Raw genomic sequence first — 3,195 nt, 5'->3', positions numbered from 1 at the left:
GAGACGACACGGACATCATCGTCGTTCGTCGGGTGCTCGTATCGAAGCTTGACGTGGCTGCCGGTCCGATCAACGATGGCAAAACGATTTTTCGAGAGTGCTTTGACGACATCGCGTCCAGAAAACTCAGGCGCTCCCATCCGACTTACTGCATGAACTCGGGGAGGCCATCGTTCTCGTCGCGAGCCTGCTGGACTTCATCAGGATCGATACCAAGTTCCTCAAGCACTTCTTTTTCCTCCTCCCAATTGTCAACCGAGTCACCAGTTTCTCCCTTGTGAAGTGCGACTGCCTCGTCAAGATTGTCGAGGGCATCTTGCCGCGTCTCACCCTGGCTTGCGACACCAGTCGCCTCGTCACGGGCGACCCACCAGCCGTCGTCCGCCTGAGTGAGCGTAATCGTTCGCCCACTCCGGACGTCGTCGTTCGTACTCGTTTCGGTGCTCATTATCACCGTGTTACCTGAGCGGCGTGATAAGCATTCGGCCGTTGAGCGGCATTCCGTACAGAATCGACTCAACAACCGAGACATATGCGTACCCTGTAGTTGATGTCAGTCACGTTCGCAGGAGGTCTATCTGAAACAGATTAGCCAGAATATACTGGCTACTATGCCCATTCTCGTCACTGTCCCGCACTCATAGCAGATTCTTGAAACAGAGGGGATGATCGACTTATGCTGAATCTTCGTCCTCAACTGGATCTTGGTCAGTTGATTGGATTTCTTCCTGAAGCCTCTCCGCGAATCCGGACTGGTCAATAAATCCACCTCCCATACTGGCTGTCAAGACATCCTGCCGATGACTGAGCCAGTCCTTGAATGACTCATCTGTATCGATATCAAGTGTGTATTGATATCCAGTCTGAGGGACCTCAATCGGGTCCATGGTCTGCCTGAAATTCAGCCACTGGGTCGGATGAATCTCCTCTGCTAAGAGCTGTTCAATCACGGCAATGATCTCGTCGTTCGAGATCTCACGACGCAACGTCGGAATAAAATCCACCATGACGTCATCCGGTGTTTCGTTTGACAGGTAGTGGAGATAGAGAGTGGTACCAATCCACTGCTGTTTGAATGAGTCCAATCCACTATCAGAAAGCTCCGAGACAGCTTTCACCCTCGCGTACGGTGCCGACACGAACGAAGACTTCCCGGACCACGTCGACGTTGCTCGCGACGCCCTCGAAGACCCCGACGAGCTGATGGGATACTTCTTGGTGGCGATGACCGAGGGGAAGACCGACTACTACTCTAGCACGGTCCTCGGCGGCGGCACGCCGGTCGCCCTCGCGACGGTCAAGGAGATCGGGGAACTCGCGCAGGCCCTCCTCAAGCACGAGTACGAGAACGGTGTCTCCGACCGCGTCCCTGACGAGCTCGCCGACGTCGGTGCGCTCGGCTACCAGCTATACTGGAAGCGAACCGCCTACCTCGACGACCTCCTAGAGGTACACCTCGACGATGATTGAAATCGCCTACACCCCCTGCCGCAACAACTGGTTCGACTAGAGGTCAGTGGGAGCCACGTAGTTCACGAAGACTTGGTGGACCTCGGTATCCAATATGATGGTTAAGACAAACCCAGCGGCCTGGTCACAATCCAAGCACACCCGCAACGGCACCCCCAGCACCGACTGCGACCACCGAGGCGGCGGCGCCGAGCGCGAGGAGCGCGTAGTTCGCGATCGGGTTCGCCGCCTTCGCGACGTCGAGCGTGTACGTGTCGTCTCGGAGCGGCCCGAACGGGCGGATACCCATCGGTGTGAGCACGTCCGCTAGGAGGTGGCCGACGACGATCGTGGCACCGACGACAAACCCGAACGCACCGAGCACGACGGCGCCGGCGAAGCCGGCAGCGCTGCCGAGGAGAGCGCCCGCGACGGCGAGGACGCCGCCGACGAGGAGCGTGAACCACACGGTGTGTGTCGGTCCGCGGTGGCGCACGAACGGCACGCGCTGATCCCAGTCGGGGACCATGGCACCGGCGACGGCGACGGCGCCGCCGGCGAGGGCGAGCTCGACGCCGCCGAGGGCGATCGCTACGAACCCGACCGGCGCGTACGCGACGAGCGAGGCGCCGTAGTGACCTGGTCGGTACATCGTGTCTGAGGCGAGGAGCGCCAGCGGCAACAGCCCTTCGACACCCCGAGTGTTTCGAGCTCCTGACGCTTGTGAGAACTGCTCCTCTGTAAAATAGCAAGGGGCGATGATGACGGAGTTCGATACACAAAAAACACCGTCGACATCAAGCACCTCGGCTTTTACGCCGAAGCGAAGTCATCGAGCGTGCTGCTCTGTGTCTCTTCGATCGTCGGGGGGTGCTGGCTCTCCTCGTCGTCGTGGAGGTACTCCGGTTCGGGGCCGGACCGCGGATTCGTCCCATCGGTGGCGTCGTATACGGCCGCTGTCGGATCGGGGAGTTCGGCCGCATCCGTCACGGTGTGGTCCTCCTCGGTGTCGGTGCTGGCGAGCTGGTTGATCCGGTCGGCGAGTTGGTTGCCGGTGGCCTGGATGTAGGCGACCGCGACCCGCATATCCTCCCATCCCATCAGTGCTTGGAGGTAGTGAGCTTCCATCCCCTGCTCGGCCCAGTAGAACGCCGCAGCGGCTCGGAGCGCATGCGGGTAGAGCCGATCTAGGCTGGCGCGTTCCTGGAGCGTGTTCACCCGGCGATTGATCGTCGACTGAGCGACGTCGAGGTGGCCGACCTCGTCGACGAACGTCTCGACGATCTCGATACTGCGCTCGGAGTAGCCGTAGGGGATCGCGCGGATGCTGGCCTCATATTTCGGCTGCCAGTACACCTCGAGCGCGTTCTCGGCGTCGACGTCGTCGTGTGTCTCGGCGAGTTCTTGGACGCGCTCGCGACAGTACCGACACGAGCAGTCATCGAGCCCGGGGATTTTGATGATCTTCCTGTCGCGGTCGACCCACCCCTCATGGAAATGTATCAATTCACCCGACCGGAGAGTGAGCCGCCCGCTGGCGTGGCAGATGAATCTGTCCTCCACCCGGCGGCCGGGAGTGTCGGCGAGCCCGGCCGCTCGGAGTAGTCGCTTGAACTCATCCCGGCTGGGGGCGTCGGCGGAGGCGTGTCTTACAAGTGCCGAACTCATGGCTGATCAATCTCCTCGGCATCTGGCGACAGTTGAATTCGGAGCATGGTGAGCGGTATAACCTCAGTCGATCACATC

5 protein-coding genes are annotated in these 3,195 nt (G+C 60.2%); 1 reads left to right on the top strand and 4 read right to left on the bottom strand.

Annotation, left to right across the window (positions count from 1 at the left end; translation table 11 throughout):
* Positions 1 to 145: 145 nt before the first annotated feature.
* Together Z052_RS03505 and Z052_RS19690 are read right to left on the bottom strand one after the other, a co-directional pair.
* Positions 146 to 448, bottom strand: coding sequence for a type II toxin-antitoxin system HicB family antitoxin (locus Z052_RS03505; RefSeq protein WP_099288822.1), 303 nt, complete (start codon positions 446 to 448; stop codon positions 146 to 148).
* A 226-nt stretch (positions 449 to 674) separates the two neighbouring features.
* On the bottom strand, positions 675 to 950 hold the full coding sequence (locus tag Z052_RS19690) for a hypothetical protein (RefSeq protein ID WP_144049997.1): 276 nt from the start codon (positions 948 to 950) through the stop codon (positions 675 to 677).
* Between the two features lie 100 nt (positions 951 to 1,050).
* Here Z052_RS19690 and Z052_RS19685 point away from each other — a divergent pair, with 100 nt between their 5' ends.
* Positions 1,051 to 1,470: a hypothetical protein gene (locus tag Z052_RS19685; RefSeq protein WP_144049996.1), complete on the top strand. Its 420-nt coding sequence runs from the start codon at positions 1,051 to 1,053 to the stop codon at positions 1,468 to 1,470.
* 124 nt (positions 1,471 to 1,594) lie between these two features.
* Here the strand turns inward: Z052_RS19685 and Z052_RS03490 are convergent, their stop codons facing one another.
* Both Z052_RS03490 and Z052_RS03485 read right to left on the bottom strand, forming a co-directional pair.
* Positions 1,595 to 2,101 carry a metal-dependent hydrolase gene (locus tag Z052_RS03490; RefSeq protein ID WP_099288823.1) on the bottom strand — a complete coding sequence of 169 codons (507 nt, stop codon included), beginning with the start codon at positions 2,099 to 2,101 and terminating at the stop codon, positions 1,595 to 1,597.
* A 161-nt stretch (positions 2,102 to 2,262) separates the two neighbouring features.
* Positions 2,263 to 3,117 (bottom strand): site-specific integrase, encoded by an 855-nt coding sequence (locus tag Z052_RS03485; RefSeq protein WP_099288819.1) that lies wholly within the window; start codon positions 3,115 to 3,117, stop codon positions 2,263 to 2,265.
* Positions 3,118 to 3,195: the final 78 nt, after the last annotated feature.

This window comes from Halorubrum sp. C191 (assembly GCF_002727095.1).
Taxonomy (GTDB): Archaea; Halobacteriota; Halobacteria; order Halobacteriales; family Haloferacaceae; genus Halorubrum; species Halorubrum ezzemoulense.
Note: the sequence above shows the minus strand (reverse complement) of the source record. Positions and strands in the feature narration are given on the sequence as shown.

Excerpts from the sequence above, each read along its gene's own strand:
- Z052_RS03505 (WP_099288822.1), bottom strand. The coding sequence starts at position 448 with ATGAGCACCGAAACGAGTACGAACGACGACGTCCGGAGTGGGCGAACG.
- Z052_RS03490 (WP_099288823.1), bottom strand. The coding sequence starts at position 2,101 with ATGTACCGACCAGGTCACTACGGCGCCTCGCTCGTCGCGTACGCGCCG.
- Z052_RS03485 (WP_099288819.1), bottom strand. The coding sequence starts at position 3,117 with ATGAGTTCGGCACTTGTAAGACACGCCTCCGCCGACGCCCCCAGCCGG.